At 66.1% G+C, this 17,452-nt stretch carries 14 protein-coding genes and 2 pseudogenes; 6 read left to right on the forward strand and 10 right to left on the reverse strand.

The window, feature by feature from the left end; translation table 11 throughout:
- Positions 1 to 4: 4 nt before the first annotated feature.
- The 3 genes and pseudogenes from T8S45_RS13360 to T8S45_RS13370 form a co-directional block, all read right to left on the reverse strand.
- Positions 5 to 1,541, reverse strand: a pseudogene (locus tag T8S45_RS13360) (glycine betaine ABC transporter substrate-binding protein).
- A complete protein-coding gene (locus tag T8S45_RS13365) occupies positions 1,538 to 2,296 on the reverse strand; it encodes an ATP-binding cassette domain-containing protein (protein ID WP_322294082.1) in 759 nt (252 codons plus the stop codon). The pseudogene T8S45_RS13360 and the gene T8S45_RS13365 overlap by 4 nt, the downstream one beginning before the upstream one ends.
- Positions 2,297 to 2,317: 21 nt before the next feature.
- On the reverse strand, positions 2,318 to 3,841 hold the full coding sequence (locus T8S45_RS13370) for a PAS domain-containing protein (RefSeq protein ID WP_188640937.1): 1,524 nt from the start codon (positions 3,839 to 3,841) through the stop codon (positions 2,318 to 2,320).
- 104 nt (positions 3,842 to 3,945) lie between these two features.
- Here T8S45_RS13370 and T8S45_RS13375 point away from each other — a divergent pair, with 104 nt between their 5' ends.
- The 6 genes and pseudogenes from T8S45_RS13375 (at position 3,946) to T8S45_RS13400 (ending at position 8,801) form a co-directional block, all read left to right on the forward strand.
- Positions 3,946 to 5,112: an isovaleryl-CoA dehydrogenase gene (locus T8S45_RS13375; RefSeq protein WP_188640938.1), complete on the forward strand. Its 1,167-nt coding sequence runs from the start codon at positions 3,946 to 3,948 to the stop codon at positions 5,110 to 5,112.
- A 13-nt stretch (positions 5,113 to 5,125) separates the two neighbouring features.
- Positions 5,126 to 6,736 (forward strand): carboxyl transferase domain-containing protein, encoded by a 1,611-nt coding sequence (locus tag T8S45_RS13380; protein WP_322294083.1) that lies wholly within the window; start codon positions 5,126 to 5,128, stop codon positions 6,734 to 6,736.
- A 74-nt stretch (positions 6,737 to 6,810) separates the two neighbouring features.
- The gene (locus T8S45_RS13385) at positions 6,811 to 7,326 is read left to right on the forward strand and encodes a hypothetical protein (RefSeq protein WP_322294084.1); all 516 of its coding nucleotides are present in this window, start codon (positions 6,811 to 6,813) and stop codon (positions 7,324 to 7,326) included.
- A gap of 59 nt (positions 7,327 to 7,385) precedes the next feature.
- Positions 7,386 to 8,009, forward strand: a complete 624-nt coding sequence (locus T8S45_RS13390; protein ID WP_322294085.1) for a 1-acyl-sn-glycerol-3-phosphate acyltransferase — start codon at positions 7,386 to 7,388, stop codon at positions 8,007 to 8,009.
- Positions 8,002 to 8,226, forward strand: a pseudogene (locus T8S45_RS13395) (DUF1295 domain-containing protein); the annotation flags it as partial. The gene T8S45_RS13390 and the pseudogene T8S45_RS13395, both read left to right, overlap by 8 nt.
- A 128-nt stretch (positions 8,227 to 8,354) precedes the next feature.
- The gene (locus tag T8S45_RS13400) at positions 8,355 to 8,801 is read left to right on the forward strand and encodes a DUF1295 domain-containing protein (protein WP_322295238.1); all 447 of its coding nucleotides are present in this window, start codon (positions 8,355 to 8,357) and stop codon (positions 8,799 to 8,801) included.
- 4 nt (positions 8,802 to 8,805) lie between these two features.
- On the opposite strand, the gene T8S45_RS13405 is transcribed toward T8S45_RS13400, so the two are convergent.
- From T8S45_RS13405 to T8S45_RS13435, 7 genes are all read right to left on the reverse strand, one after another.
- On the reverse strand, positions 8,806 to 10,650 hold the full coding sequence (locus tag T8S45_RS13405; protein ID WP_322294086.1) for a methyl-accepting chemotaxis protein: 1,845 nt from the start codon (positions 10,648 to 10,650) through the stop codon (positions 8,806 to 8,808).
- Positions 10,647 to 12,164: a putative bifunctional diguanylate cyclase/phosphodiesterase gene (locus T8S45_RS13410; RefSeq protein ID WP_322294087.1), complete on the reverse strand. Its 1,518-nt coding sequence runs from the start codon at positions 12,162 to 12,164 to the stop codon at positions 10,647 to 10,649. The genes T8S45_RS13405 and T8S45_RS13410 overlap by 4 nt, the downstream gene beginning before the upstream one ends.
- Before the next feature lie 63 nt (positions 12,165 to 12,227).
- Positions 12,228 to 13,091, reverse strand: coding sequence for a CheR family methyltransferase (locus T8S45_RS13415; protein WP_322294088.1), 864 nt, complete (start codon positions 13,089 to 13,091; stop codon positions 12,228 to 12,230).
- Positions 13,088 to 14,191: a chemotaxis-specific protein-glutamate methyltransferase CheB gene (cheB, locus tag T8S45_RS13420; protein WP_188640943.1), complete on the reverse strand. Its 1,104-nt coding sequence runs from the start codon at positions 14,189 to 14,191 to the stop codon at positions 13,088 to 13,090. Before cheB ends, T8S45_RS13415 begins: the two co-directional genes overlap by 4 nt.
- 13 nt (positions 14,192 to 14,204) lie before the next feature.
- On the reverse strand, positions 14,205 to 14,570 hold the full coding sequence (locus T8S45_RS13425) for a response regulator (RefSeq protein WP_188640944.1): 366 nt from the start codon (positions 14,568 to 14,570) through the stop codon (positions 14,205 to 14,207).
- A gap of 64 nt (positions 14,571 to 14,634) precedes the next feature.
- The gene (locus T8S45_RS13430; protein WP_322294089.1) at positions 14,635 to 15,078 is read right to left on the reverse strand and encodes a chemotaxis protein CheW; all 444 of its coding nucleotides are present in this window, start codon (positions 15,076 to 15,078) and stop codon (positions 14,635 to 14,637) included.
- A complete protein-coding gene (locus tag T8S45_RS13435) occupies positions 15,075 to 17,444 on the reverse strand; it encodes a chemotaxis protein CheA (protein WP_322295239.1) in 2,370 nt (789 codons plus the stop codon). The genes T8S45_RS13430 and T8S45_RS13435 overlap by 4 nt, the downstream gene beginning before the upstream one ends.
- Positions 17,445 to 17,452 lie beyond the last annotated feature (8 nt).

The raw sequence follows: 17,452 nt of genomic DNA on the forward strand, positions 1-17,452 counted from the left end.
GCGACTAGAGCCCGATCCGCTCGGTCAGCATTCGCGCGGCTTCGGCCGGGGTGAGCTTGTCCTCTTCGCGATCGACCGCATAATTGGCCTCGCGCATCGCCTCGACCGGGATCGCACCGACCAGCGGCCGGAGCGCCGCGATCAACCGCTCGTCCTGCGCCGCCTCGGGCGACAGCAGTATGATCGCGTCATAGCTCGGGAAGGCCCCGCGCGGATCATCGAGCACCTGCAGGTCGTCCGCCGCGATCCGCCCGTCTGAGGTATAGGCGCTGATCACGTCGGCCTCGCCCGATTGAAGCGCATTGTACATGAAGGTCGGCGAGAAATTGCGCGTCTCGCCGAAGCGCAGGCCATAGGCGTCGCGCACTGCGATCCATTCGGGGCGCTCGAAGAATTCGGGGTCGCCGCCGATCGTCAGCCGCGGCGCGACCCGCGCGAGATCGGCGATGCCTGCAAGACCCAGCTCTTGGGCGCGATCGGCGCGCATCGCGAGCCCGTAATTGTTCTCGAAGCCGAGCCGGCCGAGGATCAGCGTGCCGGTCTGCTCGCGTTCCCATTCGACGAGGCGACGATAGATTTCCGCCCGTCCGGGATTGTCCTCGCGCTTCAATTGGTTGGTCCACAGCGTCCCGGTATAGTCGATCGAGATGTCGATCGCGCCGGTGGTCACCGCGCTGTGCACCACCGCCGACCCCAGACCCTCGCGATATTCGACCGCGTAGCCGGCTGCCTCAAGCCGCTCGCCGATCAGGCGGCCGAGGATGTATTGTTCGGAAAAGCTCTTCGCCCCAATCACGACCGTCTCGTCATCATCCGGTGCGTAGAGCGCGAGGGCGGACGCCGCGATCCCGGCCAGGGCTACCGCGAGGCCGCCCCACAGAAGCGCGGGCCTGCGGCTGGCGAAGCCACGTTCGACCGCGCCGAGCAGCGTATCCGCGACCAGCGCAAGCCCGGCCGAAGCGATGCAACCGGCCAACACCAGTGACCAGTTCTGCGTCTGCAACCCGGCGAAGATCGGATCGCCGAGGCTCGGCTGGCCGATCGTCGTCGAAAGCGTGGCCGCGCCGATCGTCCACACCGCGGCGGTGCGGATCCCGGCCATGATATAGGGCGCCGCGAGCGGGGCTTCGACCAGCCGCAGTTTCTGGCCCGGGGTCATCCCGACGCCGTCGGCGGCTTCGAGCACGCCCGGCGCCATCTGCTCGCGCGCGGTCACGGCGTTGCGCAGGATCGGCAGCAACGCGTAGAGCGCCAGCGCCAGCAGCGCGGGCAGGAAGCCGAGCGTCGGCAACCCTTCGCCGAACACCGCGCGCAAGCTCAACAGGATCGGAAAGAACAGCGCGAGCAAGGCGAGCGCGGGGATCGTCTGCACGGAGACTGGCGAAGCCCAATGCGATCCGCGAGACGGTTGCCGAACGGCTTGCCCAGACCGCGAGAGGCAGCGCCACCGCGATGCCCAGCGCCAGCGCGGCGGCGGCGAGCAGGACGTGCGCTGCGAGCTTGTCTCCGAGACCGAGCAGGGCGTCCCACACCGCGCTCAACGGTCGATCCTCGCCAGCCTTTCGGCCTGCGCGCGGGGCACCGCGACCAGCGCCTGCGCTTTTTCGCCGCCCGCTCCGGAGAGCAGCCCGGCGGGCGTTTCGTCGGCCACGATACGACCTTCGCTCATCACCAGCACGCGATCGGCCAGCAGCAGTGCTTCGGCCATGTCATGGGTGACCATCACCGTCGTGAGGCCGAGGCGCTTATGCAGTTCGCGCACGCGTTCGCCGAGGCTGTCGCGCGTGACGGGGTCGAGCGCGCCAAATGGTTCGTCCATCAGCAGCAGGTCGGGCTGCGGCGCGAGCGCGCGGGCAACCCCGACGCGCTGGCGTTGCCCGCCCGACAGCTCGGACGGCATCCGCGACGCCATGGCCGGATCGAGTTCGACCAGTTCCAGCATTTCGGCGATCCGCGCCGCGCGGTTGCGCTCGCCCGCGAGCTTCAATCCGATGCCGACATTCTCGCCGACGCTCATGTGCGGGAACAGGCCGATCGCCTGGAAGACGTAGCCGATCCTCCGGCGCAACGCCGGTCCCGGGAGCGCGGCGACGTCCTCGCCCTCGAACGAGACGCTGCCCGTGCCCGGGACGATCAGGGCGTTGACGGTCTTGAGGAGCGTCGATTTGCCCGATCCCGACGCGCCGACCAGCGCGACGAAACTCCCTTCCGCAACGTCGAGCGACACGCCGCGCAGCGCCTCGACCGCGCCATAGGATTTGGCGAGATCGCGCAGTTCGAGGATCGGTTCGGGCAAGGGCCCTCCGGTCTTGGGGTTCTAGAGCGAGCTTTCTGGCACGGTCAGCCGGGCATGCAACCCGCTGTCACGCCATTCGCGGTCGAGCTTGCCGTTGAGCTGGCTGTCCACCGTCATCGTGATCAGGCGGGTGCCGAAACCTTCCTGCTCCGCTTCTTGTGCGGGCGGGCCGCCCTGTTCGACCCAATCGATGGAGACGCCGTCATCGCCCCGGGCCACGGTTACTTCGACTTTCCCGTCGGGGTCGGACAGCGCGCCGTATTTCGCCGCATTGGTGGCCAGCTCGTGGAACACCAGCGCGAACGGCGTGCTGACCTGGGCGGTGACCGGAACGTCGTCGCCCGCGATGGTGACGCGATCGCCATCCTTGTCGTCGTAGGGGGCGAGCAACTCTTTCAACAGGTCGCGCAGGCCGCCCTTGCCGCCGGGCATGTGGCCGGGCCGGATGAAATCGTGCGCGCGGCCCAGTGCCTGGATCGTCTGACCGAGTTCGATCGCATAATCTTCCGCCTCGGGAAATTCGCGCGCCTTCAACGCCACCAGGCCCGAGACGAGCGCGAAGATGTTCTTGATCCGGTGCGACAGCTCGCGGGCGAGGATCTCGCGGCCCTCGGCCTCGCGATGCGCGCTGTCGATATCGGTGATCGTCCCGAACCAGCGCAGGATGCTGCCATCGGCATCTTCGACCGGCATCGCGCGACCGAGCATCCAGCGATAGCTCCCATCGCGATGCCGCAGGCGATATTGCGCTTCGTAGGGGGTGCCCGCTTTCACCGCCTCGTCCCACTTGCGGTAGGTCTCGTCGCGGTCGTCGGGATGGATCAGGTGGCCGTCACCGCCATCCTTCGTACCGGTGAACTCGTGCCACCTCTTGTTGAAATAGTCGCGCTTGCCGCTTGCATCGGCCGACCAGGCGAGGTCGGGGATCGAATTGGCAAGCATGCGGAACATCGCTTCGCCGCGTTCGCGCGCGACCTTGCCGGCAAGCGTCTTGCGATGCGATTCGAGCCGCCGCATCACCGCCCTGGCAAGCAACTCCATGCCTTCGCGCTGGAACGTGTCGAGCCCGTCGGGCCGCGCCTCGCGATCGAGCACGCACAGCGTACCGAGGATGTCGCCGCGCTGGCTGACCAGCGGTACCCCGGCATAATAGCGGACGTGCTCCTCTCCGGTGACGAAAGGGTTGTCGCGAAAACGCTCGTCCACCGTGGTGTCGCGCACCTCCATCATTTCCGTGCTCTGGATGGCATAGGTACAGAATGAGACGTCGCGCGGCGTCTCGTTCGCCTCGATGCCGGTCTTGGCGAGGAAATGCTGCGTCGAGCCGTCGAGCGTGGTGACCAGGCTTACGGGCGCCCCGCACAGCTTCCCGGCGAATTCCACGATCGAGGAAAGTTCCGCATCGTCGGCGAGGTCGTCCAGCCCGAAGGCGGACAGCGCCCGCTCGCGACGTGTATCCTTGCCGATCGCGGTCGGAGGCGGCGGTGGGGCGATCGTCTCGCTCTCGAGATGTGGATTGTCTGCGATCCCACTCCCATAGCGCAAGGGTTTTGCGACGCAACACATGGAAATGACACTCGCGGCGTTACCGCACCATTTGCGCGATCCGGCGCGGTTGCTATGGCGCCTGCCAAGGAGAGACAACGACCATGCGTGCCACCCCCGATTTCGACTTCCAGCTCGGCGAGACCGCCGAGATGATCCGCGAGACCACCGCCCGCTTCGCCGACGAACAGATCGCCCCGCTGGCCGATCGCGTCGACCGCGAGGACTGGTTCCCGCGCGACGAATTGTGGACCGCGATGGGCGAGCTCGGCCTGCACGGCATCACCGTGGCGGAAGAGGATGGCGGATTGGGCCTCGGCTATCTCGAACATGTGATCGCGGTCGAGGAAGTGAGCCGCGCGAGCGCCTCGGTCGGGCTCTCCTACGGCGCGCATTCGAACCTCTGTATCAACCAGATCGCGCGCTGGGGGAATGACGAGCAGAAGGCCAAGTACCTGCCCAAGCTGATCAGCGGCGAGCATGTCGGCAGCCTCGCGATGAGCGAAGCCAATGCGGGCTCGGACGTCGTCTCGATGAAGCTGAAGGCCGAAAGCGTGCAGGGCGGCTATGTGCTCAACGGCACCAAGTTCTGGATCACCAACGCGCCCTATGCCGACACGCTGGTGGTCTATGCCAAGACCACGCCAGACGCCGCGAGCCGCGGCATCACTTCTTTCCTGGTCGAGAAGGACGACGAAGGCTTTTCAATCGGCCAGAAGATCGAGAAGGTCGGGATGAAGGGCTCGCCCACCGCCGAGCTGGTGTTCGACGATTGCCATATCCCCGAAGAGCGCGTGATGGGGCCGGTGAACGGCGGCGTCGGCGTGCTGATGAGCGGGCTCGATTACGAGCGCGTGGTGCTCGCCGGCTTGCAGCTCGGCGTGATGCAGGCCTGCCTCGACACGGTCATTCCCTATCTTCGCGAACGCAAGCAGTTCGGTAAGCCGATCGGATCGTTCCAGCTGATGCAGGCCAAGGTTGCCGACATGTATGTCGCGCTGCAATCGGCGCGCGCCTACACCTACGCCGTGGCGAAGGCGTGCGACACCGGCAAGACCACGCGTTTCGACGCGGCGGGCGCGATCCTGCTGGCATCGGAAAACGCCTTCCGTGTCGCCGCCGAAAGCGTCCAGGCGCTGGGCGGCGCGGGCTACACGCTCGACTGGCCGGTCGAACGCTACATGCGCGATGCCAAGCTGCTCGATATCGGCGCCGGGACCAACGAGATCCGCCGCATGCTGATCGGCCGCGAACTGATCGGGGCCCAGTGAGGAAAGCAGATCGATGACCGCACCCGTTCTCACCTCCACCCTCGACCGCGAGGCGCCCGATGCCAAGGCGCGGTTCGAGCACAACACATCGCTCGCCACGGACTTGCGCTCGACCGTCGCGGCGGCCGCGCTGGGCGGCTCCGAAGGCAGCCGCGAGCGGCATGTGTCGCGCGGCAAGCTTCTCCCGCGCGAACGGGTCGAACGCCTGCTCGATCCGGGCTCGCCCTTCCTCGAGATCGGCCAGCTCGCCGCCAACGGCATGTATGGCAAGGACGAGATCAACGGCGCAGGAATGATCGCCGGGATCGGGCGCGTCTCGGGTCGGCAGGTGATGCTCGTCTGCAACGACGCCACCGTGAAGGGCGGCACCTACTACCCGATGACGGTCAAGAAGCACCTCCGCGCGCAGGAAATCGCGCAGGAGAACCGACTCCCGTGCATCTACCTCGTCGACAGCGGCGGGGCGAACCTGCCGCACCAGGCCGAGGTCTTCCCCGACCGCGACCATTTCGGGCGCATCTTCTTCAACCAGGCCAATATGAGCGCGATGGGCATCCCGCAGATCGCCTGCGTGATGGGCAGCTGCACCGCGGGTGGGGCCTATGTCCCCGCCATGTCGGACGAGACGGTGATCGTGCGCAACCAGGGCACGATCTTCCTCGCCGGCCCGCCGCTGGTGAAGGCCGCGACGGGAGAGGAGATCAGCGCCGAGGATTTGGGCGGCGGCGACCTCCACGCGAAGAAATCGGGCGTGGTCGACCATCTCGCCGAGAACGACGAGCACGCGCTCACCATCGTGCGCGATATCGTCAGCCAGCTCGGCGCGAATACCGATGCGGCAAGGGATGTGGCGCTCAAGGACCCGCGCCCCCCCAAATTCGACCCGGAAGACCTCTACGCCATCGTGCCCGACGACGTTCGCGCGCCCTATGATGTCAAGGAAGTGATCGCGCGGCTGGTCGACGGCAGCGAATTCCACGAGTTCAAGCAGCATTACGGCAGCACCCTGGTCTGCGGTTTCGCGCATATCTGGGGCATGCCGGTGGCGATCCTCGCCAATAACGGCGTGCTGTTCTCCGAAAGCGCGCGCAAGGGTGCGCACTTCATCGAACTCGCCTGCCAGCGCCGGATCCCGCTGCTGTTCCTGCAGAACATCTCGGGCTTCATGGTCGGCGGGAAATACGAGGCCGAGGGCATCGCCAAGCATGGCGCCAAGCTCGTCACCGCGGTCGCCACCGCGACCGTGCCCAAGGTCACCGTGGTGATCGGCGGCAGCTTCGGCGCGGGCAATTACGGCATGTGTGGGCGTGCCTACGACCCGCGCTTCCTGTTCACCTGGCCCAATGCGCGGATTTCCGTGATGGGCGGCGAGCAGGCGGCGAGCGTGCTCGCCACCGTCCACCGCGACGCCGACAAGTGGACCGAGGAGGAGGCCGAGGCCTTCAAGGCACCGATCCGCCAGAAATATGAGGACGAGGGCAATCCCTATTACGCCACCGCCCGCCTGTGGGACGACGGTGTGATCGATCCTGCGCAAACGCGCGACGTGCTCGGCCTGGCATTTGCCGCCACGCTCGAGGCACCGATCGCCGACAGGCCACGCTTCGGCGTCTTCCGCATGTAATTGCTGCCATTTTTCCGCCTTTTTTGAAACCGGCGGGGGCGGCCTTCGTTGTGACGGCGAAGGAGAAAACAGACATGCGTAAACATACGATCATGCTCGCCGCCGCCCCGCTCGCGCTGCTCGCCGCCTGTGGCGACGGCGCCGACGAGGAAGCTGTGGCCGAAACCGACATGGCCGCAGAAACCACGGCGACCGACACTTCCGAGCCCGACGAAGTAGCGCCGACGAAGATCGCCGATGCCGGCGATGTCTCGGGGGCGTACAGCTTCACCGGCGAGGACGGGGCCACCCGCTCGATCACGCTCAACGCGGCCGACACGACCTATAGCTACACCGACGACGAGGGCGTCGAGCAGTCGGGTACCTACACCGTCACGCCCGACGGCTATCGCATCTACCTGTCGGATTATTACGGTTCGCCCGGCTGGTTCATCTATCGCAACGACGCGCTCGACCTGATCCGGACCGATTTCGAGGTCACCCCCGACGTGACCATCACCGGTGATCGCTACCAGCGCGACGACGACGACGGCGAGATGCCCTCGCGGCGTCCCGAACTCGGCAGCTCGGTCGACCGCGACCAGCAGTAAGCCTCCGGCTTCCGCTTATCCCTCCTTCGGTGCTAGACGCATCGGGGGAGGGATTTTTCTTGCATAGCAAACCATCGCTTTTGTCGCGCATAGTGCGGCGGTTGCTGGTCGCGCTCTATCGCTGGAAGGGATGGAAGCTCGAGGGCGGGCGACCCGCTTGCGACAAATTCCTGATCGTCGGCGCGCCGCACACATCGAACTGGGATTTCGTCTTCTTCATCGGTGCGACTCACGAGCTCGGCATCAAGCCCAGCTTCATGGGCAAGCACACGCTGTTCGAAGGGCCGCAGCGCCGCTTCATGCTCGACATGGGCGGGGTGCCGGTGGTGCGGCACCAGCGCGGCGGCTACGTGCAGTCGGTGATCGAGGCCTTCGCGGCGGTGGACGAACTGGCGCTGGTGGTCGCGCCGGAAGGAACGCGGAGCAGCAACGGAGAGTGGCGCAGCGGGTTCTATCACATGGCGCTGGGCGCCGGGGTTCCGATCGTGCCCGCCTGGGTCAACAACGAGACGATGCGCGGCGGGATGGGCGAACCGATCATGGCGACCGGAGATTACCGTGCGGACCTGGCGAAGCTTGCGGCGTTCTATCGCGCAAGGATGCCCGATTGCGCGCGTTTCGAGGTCCTCGAGAAGACCACGCAGACGCTCGACGAGCTGGAAGGAAATCGGACCGATGATTGATGCGCTGCTGTTCAACGCGATTCTGTTGATCGCCGTCGTGATCCTCCTGTGGCTGGTGTCGGTGCGGATCGGAGACGTTTCCTTCATCGACGCGTTCTGGGGTGCGGGGATGGCGATGCTCGCGATCGCGAGCTTCGCGCAGGTCGATGCACCCGGCCCGCTGGCCTGGCTGTTGCTGGCGATGACCACCGCCTGGGGCTTTCGCCTCGGCATACACCTGTTCCGCCGCTGGCGGCGCGAGGGCGAGGACCAGCGCTACGAACGCATCCTTCGCAGGGACCGCGGGAGAAGGGGCGCTTCGCGCTCGCCGCGCTGGTCAAGATCTGGCTCGGGCAGGCGGTTCTGCTGTTCCTCGTTTCCAGCCCGGCGCAGGTCGGCATCCTCGCGAGCGGGATGTCGCAGGCGATCCCGCCGCTCGCCTGGGCAGGACTGGCGCTCTATCTCGTCGGCATCTTCTTCGAATGGGTCGGCGACTGGCAGCTTGCGCGCTTCAAGGCCGATCCGGAAAACGAGGGCGAGATCCTCGACACCGGTCTGTGGCGCTATACCCGGCATCCGAACTATTTCGGCGATGCCTGCGCTTGGTGGGGTATCTGGCTGGTGACCGCGGCAATCGGCTGGGAATGGGCGCTCTACACCGTCGCCGGGCCGATCTTCCTGACCTTCACGCTCACCAGATGGTCGGGCGCGGCCTTGCTCGAAAAAGGCATGAGGAAAAAGCGCGGCGACAAATATGCCGAATATGTCGCGCGGACGTCGTCCTTCATTCCGTGGCCGCCCGCCAGGGGCTGAGCGATCAGGCGGCCTGCGCGGTCTCCATTTCCTCGCGGGTTCCGAGATCGAAATTGCGGCGGGTATTGCCGAGGAAGGCGATCAGCTGGCGCTTGAGGGTCGCGGCCTGGCCTTCGAGCTCGGTCGCGCTCGCGAGGACCTGGTCGGACGCCGTGCCGGTAGCGATCGATGCGTCGCGCACTTCGCTGACGTGACGCGACGCCTCGTCGGTGCTGCGCGCGGCCACATCGATGCTGCGGGCGAGATCGCGTCCGGCGACCGATTGCTGGTCGACCGCGCTGGCGATCGAGATCGAGGTCGCCTCGAGCTCGCGGATCTGCTGGCCGATGGTGCGCAAGGCGGTCACGCTATCGTCGGTCGAACCCTGGATTGCGCGGATCTGCTCGGCCACGTCCTCGGTCGCTCGGCTGGTCTGCTTCGCCAGTTCCTTGACCTCGCTCGCGACGACCGCGAAGCCGCGCCCTGCTTCGCCGCCGCGCGCCGCCTCGATCGAGGCATTGAGCGCGAGCAGGTTGGTCTTCTGCGCGATCGACTGGATCAGTTCGACGATCTGGCTGACCTGGGCCGCGCTCTCGGCGAGGGCGGAGATCGTACCGTCGGCACCATCGGCGGCTTCGGTCGCCTGGCGCGCGAGTTCGGCGCTGGTGGCAGCCTGACGGCTGATTTCGGCGATCGACATCGCGAATTCGTCGGAGGCGGTGGCGGCAGCGGTCGCGCCGGACGACGCGCGCTCCATCGCGTCGCCCGCCTCGGCGGTCTCGCGATTGGTAAGCTGAGCGGAATCGGCCATTTCGGTGGCGGTCGCACGGAGCTGCGACGAGGCGGTCGCCACGCCCGAAACGATCCGTCCGACTTCGCTTTCGAAATCGTGCGACAGTTTCTCGATGAAGGCGATACGGTCGCGGGCTCGTTCGGCACGCGAGGTATGGCGGGCTTTCTCGGCCTCGAGCTCGGCTTTCGCCTGTGCATCGCGTTCGGCCTGCAGGATCTCGAGCTTCATGCCGCCCTGGCGGAATACCTCGAGGCTGCGCGCTAGGTCGCCGAGTTCGTCGGGCCGCTCCTGATGGTCGATCGTGACCCTTTCATAGTGCATCTCGCGCCCGAGGCGGCGGACCTTGCGGAGCAGGTTCTTGAACGTGCGATCGAAGTCGCGCGCGAGGAAAAGCCCGAATCCGGCAATCAGGAAGGTCAGGCCGAGCACCGCCATCATCAGGAAAAAGATGGTCTTGAAGGTCGCCGAACCGCTTGCAACGAAGTCCTCGGTGATCGCGCGCGTGTGCGACGAAAGCGCCTCGCTCGTTTCGCGCAACGCGGCGGCGCGCTCGAGCTGGAGGCCCGCTGGGGCGCCCGTCACGACCGCCTGCTCGAACCGGTCGATCTGTGTCGCGACGAACCCGGAGAGACGTGCGAACTCGGTGTCGCTGGTCGACAATTCGCCCATCCCGTCGAGATTTGCGCGCATCGAAGCGATCGCTTCGGTCGCTTTTTCTTCCAACGCGCCCTCGCGGCCGGCTGCGAGGAACTGGGTTTCGAGTGCGGCACGATCGACGTCGGCCGACAGCGCATTCGCCGAATAAGTCGCCGCACGATACTCGCCCGCGCGTTTGAGATCGCTCGCCATGGTCGAGAAGCCGAACAGGATCGCAACGATGAGCGCGCTCACGAGCCCCATCAGCCCGTAATTGACGAGCTTGAGCCTGGTCGAGAGGTTCAGCGACCGCCATTGCGAAAGGCCACGGCGATGGCGCGACGTTTCTTCGCCATCGTCGATCGGCGAAATCGGATCCTGCGCTTCGATCGGGCGGTCGGCCGCGACATCGTCGGCGGTGATGGCACTCATGGCAGTCATGCTGCGGTCTTTCCGGATTGGCCGGCCCGGGGAGCGGGCAGGTTGAGATGATCTTCGATATCGGTGGCGGGCATCGGGCGGAAATAGAGCCACCCCTGCATCTGGTCGCACCCTGCAGTGCGCGCGAGATCGGCCTGCGCTTCGGTTTCGACGCCTTCGGCGGTGACGCCCATCTTGAGGGCCCGTGCGACCGAAATGCTCGACAGCATCATGGCACGGGAGCCTTCGTCGTTGGCGCTTTCGACGATCAGCGAACGATCGAGCTTGAGCTTTTCGAAGCGGAACTGGCGGAGGAAACCGATCGAGGCGTAGCCGGTCCCGAAATCGTCGAGCGCGATGTTCACGCCGAAGCCCCGGATCACGTCGAGGCTGCGCCCGGCGACGACAGGATCGACGACGAGGCAGGTTTCGGTCACCTCGAGTTCGAGCCGCTCGGGTTCGAAGCCCGTTTCCTCGAGGATCTGGCCAAGCTGGATCGGGAATTCGGGGTTGCGCAACTGCGCGGCGGAAATGTTGACCGAAAGCGTGATGTCGCCCCACGCGCGGGCATCGGTGCAGGCCTGGCGCAGCACCCATAGCCCGATCGGATTGATGAGTCCGGTGCTCTCGGCCACCGGGATGAACACGTTGGGGCCGACATTCTTGCCGTCCGGACGCGCCCAGCGGAGCAATGCCTCGACCGCGACGATCTCGCGGGTCGTGGCATGGACAAGCGGCTGGTAGTGGACCCGGAACTGGCCTTCGGAGAGTGCGGTGCGCATTTCCTCGTCGATCCGGCGCATCGCCTCGCTATCGCGGTCGAAATGACCCGAGAACCAGGTGCAGCGCGCCTTGCCGCCACGTTTCGAGGCATACATTGCGACGTCGGCTTCGCGCAGCAGCTCGGACGGCTCCAGCGCCCGGCTCGCCCGGCGGCGCGTCAGGCCGATGCTGGCGCTGATCGCAAGCTCGCGATCGTCGATCGGCACCGGGCTGTGAAAACGGGCCAACAGCGAACGACAGATGCCTTCGAGCAGATTGCCGGCGATCGGACCCTCGACGAGCAGCGCGAATTCGTCGCCGCCGAGGCGATAGGCGCGGGCCTCGCGGCCGCAGACTTGCTCGATGATATTGGCGACCGAATGCAGCAGCCGGTCGCCGGTAGTGTGCCCGTAATGGTCGTTGATGAGCTTGAAGCCGTCGAGATCGAGCAGTGCGAGCGCACATTCTTCCCCCGGATTCAGGTCGGTCCGCGCGATGTCGCGGTGCAATGCGCGGCGATTGGGAAGCGGGATCAGCGTATCGGTGAGGCTCAGGGCTTCGAGCCGCGTCAAGCCGCGCAGCACCGAGCGCGCGAGAATTCCGCCCACGCCGAGAAAGCCTGCGGTCGCGGCGATGTTCGGGACGGTGAGAATGGACTGGTAGTGACCGAACTGCCACGCGACGAAAGCCCCCCAGGCCAGCATGACGCAGGCGAGGAACACCATCGGCGCTAGGACGATGGCACCCAGGCTGAGGTGTTTCTCTTCGTTCATTTGCGCTGATCGTCCCCGGAACTTCCCCGCGGCAGACAATGACCGAAACTGGTTACCGAAGCCTTATCGAGCAGCCGCAAGGTTCGTCCCCTCCTGCTCCTCGGTCGCTTCGGCAGCCTCGAACGGACGATACAGGCCGGGCAACTTGCGGGCGGGAATGAACGCGTCGGTATGTCCGACGGAGGTCTCGCCGGCGCCGAGCATCAGCCACCCGTCGGGCGCCATCGCCTCGGCCAGCCGGTCGAAGGCGCGGCGGCGCGTGTCGGCGCAGAAATAGAGCAGGACGTTGCGGCAAAGCACCAGGTCGAAGCGCGTGGCGCGGACCATCGGCTCGAGGATGTTGTGCTGCTGGAAGGTGATCATGTCGCGGATTGCGCGATCCGGTTGCCAGCCCTGCGAGGTTTCCTCGAAGTGCTGGAGCATCTGCCCGACACCGAGACCGCGCTGGATCTCGAACTGTGTATACCTGGCGTTGCGGGCCGCCTTGATCGCCTTGTTCGAGACGTCGGTCGCGAGGATGTCGATCGTCCACCCCTTCCAGCGCATCGGCTGGTCCGCGAACATCATCGCGAGGGTCAGTGCTTCCTGGCCGGTCGAGCAGCCGGCCGACCAGATCGAAATCCGCTTTTGTTTCTCGTTCTGCTTGGCGATGCGCGGCAGGACGTCGTTTTCGAGCTGGTCGAACATCGGCTTGTCGCGGAAGAAATAGGTCTCGTTGTTCAGCAGCGCGTCGACGGTTTCCTTCGCCAGCACGTTGTCGCGCTGTTCCGACAGCAACACCACCAACTGCTCGACATTGTCGAGCCCGCGCTCGCGGAACAGTCCGGACAGGGCCGATCCGATCCGCCAGCGACGGCTGTCGGTCAGCTCCTGTCCGGTATATTCGAGCAGGAGGTCGGCAATGATCTGTTCGGAAAGATTCGTCATTGCCAGAACGAACGATCCGCCAGTTCGCCGATCCTCGTTGCAAGCTTGTCGGGGGTTTCGACAGCGGCCGCGATGCCGGCTTCGGCCACGGCGCGGGGCATGCCCCACACGGCAGAGCTTTCCTGGTCCTGCGCCAGCAGCATTCCGCCCGCATCATGGATCTTGCGGGCCCCGACCGACCCGTCGCGGCCCATGCCCGACAGCACGACGCCGAGCGCGTGTTCTCCGAAGCACTCGGCCATCGAGCTGAACAGAGGGTCGACGGAGGGAAGACAGCCCGATGCAACCGGCCCCTTGGTCAGCGCGGCGACGTAGATGTCATCGCCCACCCGGCGCACGCCGAGATGCGATTCGCCGGGCGCGATGAGGATGCGGTCGGCCGCCAGGGGCATGCCGTCCTCGGCGACGACCGCCTCGCCGTCATAGGCGAGCTCGAGTTGGCGCGCGAATACCGACATGAAGCTGGTCGGAAGGTGCTGGGTGACCATGATCGGCACACCGAGGCCCTGGGGCAGCGCCTTGAGCATCTGGGTGAGCGCATGGATCCCGCCGGTCGAGGCGCCGATCCCGATGATCCGCGAGCGATGTCGGACCGCATCGACCTTGGCCGGCGGATCGGAGAGCTCGAAGCGCGCCGGCTCGGTGCGCGACAGCGCGCTGCCGATCACCCGGATCTTCTCGATCAAATTGGCGCGGTAGTCGTCGTTGAACTTGCCCGGCCGCGGCTTGAGCAGCGTGTCGGCGGCACCCATCGAGAGCGCGGTCAGCGTAGCCTCGGCCCCCTTGTCGGTCAGCGCGGAGTTGACCAGGACCTTCGCGCCGCGCGCCTGTTCGAGGATCTGCGGCATCGCGCGGATCCCGCCCATGCCCGGCATTTCGAGATCGAGCAGGATCAGGTCGACCCTGACCTGCTTTAGCTTCTCGATCGCCTCCTCGGCCGTGCCCGCGACTTCGACCACGTCGAGATCCTCTTCGGCGGCGAGAATCTTCATCATCACCGCGCGCGCGGTGACCGAATCGTCGACGATCATCATACGGATCGTGCGGTTGCCGCTGCGCCGCCCGAAATTCGGTCGACGATCCATCGTGGCCTGGCTCATGGTCGCCCTCCGCTCAGGCCATGCCCACGAGTTGCAGCTTGATCTGCAGGGTCTCGTGATCGAACGGCTTCATCACATATTCGTCGGCGCCGGCATCGATCGCGGCGCGAATGTGCGCAACGTCGTTCTCGGTCGTACAGAACACCACTTTGGGGCCATCGCCGCCATTGCGGGCGCGCAGCTTGGTTATGAACTCGATTCCACTCATCACCGGCATATTCCAGTCGAGCAGGATGAGGTCGGGCATCGACTGCTCGCAGGCGTCGAGCGCTTCCTGGCCGTTTTCGGCCTCGGAAACATCGAAGGCGAGCGATTCGAGAATGTGTCGCGACACTTTCCGGATCACGCGCGAATCGTCGACTATCAGGCATTTTTTCATGGGTATTTGGTGTCCCGAAACATGTGTTGCACAACCGCCCTAGCCACCGACGGTAACTATCGCCTTAAGCTGCCACTGCGAGCGGACCACCGACCACCGCGCCGACATCGAGCACGAGTACCGGACCCGCATCGGTTTCGATCATCCCGTTGCCGCAGCGCTGCCATCCCGGGGCGAGGCGACCGGGGATCGGTGCGGCCTGCGTCCGCGCCTCCATAACGTCGGAGACCCCGTCGACCAGCAACGCGTAGAGGTGTTCGTCGTGTTCGATGACGACGGCGTTGCGTTCGCCCGGCCCGGACAGGTCGACCGGGTCGGCCAGCTCCATCGAGCGCGCACAATCGATCACGGTGAGGGCGCGGCTGCGCAGCGCGGTGAGGCCTGGGATATAGTCGGGTGCGCGCGGCACCGGAGTGACCCCGTCGAGCGCGATCACCGAATTGACCTCGGCGGCGCAGATGCCGACCTCGCGATCCGCGATCGTCACGATCAGGAGCAATTGGTTCATCGTCCGCCTCCGCTGCGAGCATCGCCGAGCGCGGCGATCAGCCCCGCCCGGTCGTAGCGATAGATTGATTCGGGGCCGTCCACGGCCGCTTCGGGGCTGGACCGCAGCCAGATCACCCGACCGGCGCGCGGCGTTTCGCCGCCCGATTCCACCGCGGCAAGCGCGATCGCGGCGTCTTCGTCGTCGTCCTGCCCGATCACGCGATAGCCCGCGGCCTCGACCAGCGGGCGCAGCAATTGCCGTGACCACGGATCGTCGAGCGGGAGCCGGCAGACCGGTGCTTCCCCGACCCGCGCGACGCGGGCGTGGCTGGCAAAAAGCCAGTGGCTGTCGACCAGTTCGGTCGCTTCGCCGCCGATCAGGGTGAGGCCTTCGATCTCGCCGACCGATTCGGAGGGAATGATGTCCTGCTCGATCGCGGCGGTGTCTATGATCTCGCTGAAGGCATAGGCCATCTCGCTCTGCCCGTCCTCGATCCGGAACAGGCCGAGCTTGGCCGAGTCCGCAGTGTCGGCGGGTATGCTCTCGCCGAGCCCGGCCAATGGCAGGATATGCTCGCCGATGACGACCTGGGCTCCGCCCCCGGAAATGTCGATCGCCGACGGATCGAGCGATTCGATGCGGCTGACCACGTTCATCCGGATCGCGCGACGGCGACCGTCGAGACCGATGAACAGCAGGACCGGTTCGCGCGGCGCGTCGGCATCGGTCGCCGCCTTGTCCTCGTCTGCTTCATTGGGGGTGCGCGTGTCGACGCTGATATCGGCGTCGCGCGCGAGCCCGGCGACGTCGAGCAGCAGGACCGGTGATCCGTCGTCGAGCAGGGTGGTCCCGGCATAGAGCCCGGTGTCCATGACCGCGGGAGCGATCGGTTTGACGACCAGTTCCTCGTGATCGAGAATCTGGTCGACCGAAATCGCGAACAGGTCGCCGCCGGGCAGGCGCAGGAGCACCAGCGTGGCGTCCTCGACCGATTTGCGGGCCTCGACGCCGAGGATGTCGGCGAGCGAGAGGCAGGCGACGCGGCGTCCGCGCAGCGTCGCGAGCAGCGAATCGCCGACCTGCGCGAATTCGACATGGTCGCGCTTGCCACTGACCAGTTCCTCAACGCTGGCGCGGGGCAGGGCGAAGCGCTGGCCGCCGCATTCGACGGTGAGCGCGGGGATGATGCTGAGGGTCAGCGGCAGGCGCAGCAGGATGCGGGTGCCCGAGCCGATAGTCGAATCGAGCTCGATCGAGCCGCCCACCCGTTCGACATTGGCGCGCACGACATCCATGCCTACGCCGCGGCCGGAGATCTCGCTCACTTCTTCTGCGGTCGAAAGGCCGGGGGTGAAGATCAGCCTGCGGCGTTCGGCAGGCGCCATGCGGGCACCGTCCTCGCTGTCGATCAGGCCTTTCTCGATCGCCTTGGCGAGTACCCGTTCTCCGTCGATCCCCTTGCCGTCGTCCTCGATCGCGATCGTGATGCGGTTGCCTGCCTGGCGCGCCGAAATCTTGAGCAGGCCGATCTCGCGCTTGCCCTTCGACAGGCGCTCGGAAGGCGTTTCGATACCATGGTCGATCGCATTGCGGATGATGTGCGTCATCGGGTCGCGGATCATCTCGATCATTTCGCGATCGAGCTCGACCTCGCCGCCCTCGACGTCGATCATGACCTGCTTGCCGAGTTCGTTCGACAGGTCTCGTGCGAGGCGGGGGAAGCTGGTGAAGAGCGTCTCGATCCGCTGCATGCGCATGCGGGTAATCGCGTCGCGGACATCGGCGAGGATCGCCGAGAGCCGTTCGAACGGGCCGTCGATGGTGGGCTGATCGCCGTTTTCGCGCAGCCGGCGGGCAAGGTCGTTGCGCGCCAGCACCATGTCGGAAACGCCGCTCATCACGCGGTCGAGAAGGTTGACCGGGAGCCGGATCGAGCGCGGCCCGCTGGCGGCTTTGGCGGCACCCTTGGTCGCGGCGTCGGACGACGATGCGGGGGCAGGGCTGGCGCTCGGGGCGGCATCGGGGGACAGCGCGTCGATCAGCGCTTCGTCGTCGGCGGCGTGGAAATCCTCGCCCGCCTCGATCGCGTCGATCATGTCGGAAATGCGGTCGATTATGGCCAGCACGGCCGAAACGAGCTGCTGGTCGGGCTGGCGATCGCCGTTACGGCAATCGGCCAGCGCATCCTCGGCGGCATGGCTGAGTTTCTCGAGTCGCGGAAAGTCGAAGAAGCCGCAATTGCCCTTCACGGTATGCACGAAGCGGAAAATCGCATCGAGCCGCTCGCCCGTCTCGGGCTCGGCTTCCCAGGCGACGAGTTCGCCGCCCACCGCTTCGAGCATCTCGCGGGTTTCGGCTACGAAATCCGCCAGCAGTTCTTCCATCACCAGTC

Origin of the sequence: Pseudoblastomonas marina, from assembly GCF_034374265.1 — a bacterium.
Classification (GTDB): Bacteria; Pseudomonadota; Alphaproteobacteria; order Sphingomonadales; family Sphingomonadaceae; genus Alteriqipengyuania_A; species Alteriqipengyuania_A marina.

Coding starts and splice junctions, on each gene's coding strand:
- T8S45_RS13375 (WP_188640938.1), top strand. CDS start 3,946: ATGCGTGCCACCCCCGATTTCGACTTCCAGCTCGGCGAGACCGCCGAG.
- T8S45_RS13380 (WP_322294083.1), top strand. CDS start 5,126: ATGACCGCACCCGTTCTCACCTCCACCCTCGACCGCGAGGCGCCCGAT.
- T8S45_RS13385 (WP_322294084.1), top strand. CDS start 6,811: ATGCGTAAACATACGATCATGCTCGCCGCCGCCCCGCTCGCGCTGCTC.
- T8S45_RS13405 (WP_322294086.1), bottom strand. CDS start 10,650: ATGACTGCCATGAGTGCCATCACCGCCGACGATGTCGCGGCCGACCGC.
- T8S45_RS13410 (WP_322294087.1), bottom strand. CDS start 12,164: ATGAACGAAGAGAAACACCTCAGCCTGGGTGCCATCGTCCTAGCGCCG.
- T8S45_RS13415 (WP_322294088.1), bottom strand. CDS start 13,091: ATGACGAATCTTTCCGAACAGATCATTGCCGACCTCCTGCTCGAATAT.
- cheB (WP_188640943.1), bottom strand. CDS start 14,191: ATGAGCCAGGCCACGATGGATCGTCGACCGAATTTCGGGCGGCGCAGC.
- T8S45_RS13425 (WP_188640944.1), bottom strand. CDS start 14,570: ATGAAAAAATGCCTGATAGTCGACGATTCGCGCGTGATCCGGAAAGTG.
- T8S45_RS13430 (WP_322294089.1), bottom strand. CDS start 15,078: ATGAACCAATTGCTCCTGATCGTGACGATCGCGGATCGCGAGGTCGGC.
- T8S45_RS13435 (WP_322295239.1), bottom strand. CDS start 17,444: ATGGAAGAACTGCTGGCGGATTTCGTAGCCGAAACCCGCGAGATGCTC.